Origin of the sequence: Methylobacterium sp. WL103, assembly GCF_008039885.1 — a bacterium.
GTDB lineage: Bacteria > Pseudomonadota > Alphaproteobacteria > Rhizobiales > Beijerinckiaceae > Methylobacterium > Methylobacterium cerastii.
Map to the genome: position 1 here is coordinate 1 of NZ_VRUX01000755.1, position 1,748 is coordinate 1,748.

Here is a 1,748-nt window from a genome sequence, read left to right on the forward strand (position 1 = left end):
GAGCCGGCCATCGCCGCGCGGCCGCCGTTCGGACGCCCGCACCACGACGACCTCGGGCGGGCGCACGATCGTCCTGTCGGCACCGCGTTCGTCGGGGATGTCCTGCATCGTCGGCCGTCCTCGCAAAGCGGGGCGACGCCTCGCGACCCCACCGCCCGCGGACGACCGGAAACGGCCCTCAGGCCACCGGTTCTCCGCGGACGCAGGGTCCGTCGCCGTCGCTACGGGTGCTAGGGCCGGACGGTTTAATCAAGTCTGAAAACGGCATTCACCTAGAATTCATCGCCACAGATCTCGATACCATTTTATGGTCAAGCTGATGACTTTGTCAATCTGTATGATATCCTCGATGTGGATACATCTTGTTACATTCGAATGTTCGAAACCTGACGGTTTGAACTATGTGGGGATGGGATGGCTCTTCCCTCCCCTTCAGCGGAGGAGCGCGATCACGGCTTCGCTCCACGCTGTTATTACGGGGATGCGCAGTAGAGCTTGGAATCCGGAACCGTAGCTTGCGCTTCAGTGGGTACCGTGAGTGGTCCTGGATCCCTGTATCTTGAGGTGGCTGCTGTAGAGGAGCGGGGCAGGCGCAGCTCGGTGGATCCCCGATCTGCTGCATGATCGCAGTCCGGCGCGGCCGCGCCTGCTCGATAGCCCTCGATCGAACAGGCTTGGGCCCCGCCCGGCTGGCGGCGAGCCTGCATGCCGGACCGGTCCCATGGCTGAAGTGCTGGACGCCGGGCTGATCGCCCGCTTTGTTCGGGCCATGCTCGATGCGATCCGCCCGCTGCCCGACGCCACCGCCCGTGCGCTCAAGCGCTGTCCACCCGGCGCCAGCAGCTGGTGGCCATGCGCGGGGTCGAAAACACCCGCCTGAAGCAGGCGCGCGAACCGGCCGTGATCGCAAGCCATCGCGCCTGCATCGCGGACCTCGATTGGGGCCTACGCGGCCATCGAGGCGGAGCTGGACGCCCGCAATCCAGGTCGATGCCGAGTGCGTGGTCGCGCATCGCCTGCTGCGCTCGATCCCGGGCGTCGGCGCGCGCGTGGCGGCCGTGCCGATCTACGACCTAGCCGAGCTCAGACAGCGCGACCGCAAGAGCATCGTCAGCCTAGCGGGCTTGGCCCCGCATGTCAGCCAATCCAGCCACGCTCCGCCCCGCGACCATGATCGGCGGCAGCCGGTTCTGCGTGCGCGGCGCTGTACATGAGCGCCCTCGTGGCGGCGCGCCACGACCCGGCCTTCACGACCGCCGACCGAGCCCTGTGCGATCAGACCAAGCCGGCCAAGCTGGACCTGCGCGCCGTCGCACGCCGCATCATCGTCACCGCCAACGCTCACTCGCGCGATGCCTACACCAGCACAACAAACTGGGGTGATGACGGTGAGGATGTGAAAGCTAAAACAAGACGCGCATGAAGCGGATCGCTCTGAGGGCAAGCCAAGAAGGCGCTTCGCATTCCCCAGCGCGTTCGAAAATCCCGGTCGGCTCGCACGAGCACGAGGGTCTCGATACGAAAAAGGCCGGCGCCCTCACGGGAACCGGCCTCTCGATCCGCGAACGAACCGGTGCGTCAGCGGGCGGGGCCGCCCGCGGTGCCGCCGGCGTTCGGGGTCATCTTGTTGGTCTGATCGACGTTGCCGCCCTTGGCCGAGTCGGCGCCGGGCGCCATGCCCATCTCTCCGGCCGGGCGGGTGGTAGTAGGTGATCAGGCCGGGCGAGGGCCGGAAGGTCGCCGGGTGC

General features: G+C 66.9%; 2 protein-coding genes. Both read left to right on the plus strand.

Annotated features, from left to right (window positions below; genetic code table 11):
• The first annotated feature begins 721 nt into the window (after positions 1-721).
• Positions 722-880, plus strand: coding sequence for a hypothetical protein (locus FV222_RS30110; protein WP_187277467.1), 159 nt, complete (start codon positions 722-724; stop codon positions 878-880).
• A 330-nt stretch (positions 881-1,210) separates the two neighbouring features.
• Positions 1,211-1,423, plus strand: a complete 213-nt coding sequence (locus FV222_RS25085; RefSeq protein WP_147763822.1) for a hypothetical protein — start codon at positions 1,211-1,213, stop codon at positions 1,421-1,423.
• The last annotated feature ends 325 nt before the right edge of the window (positions 1,424-1,748 follow it).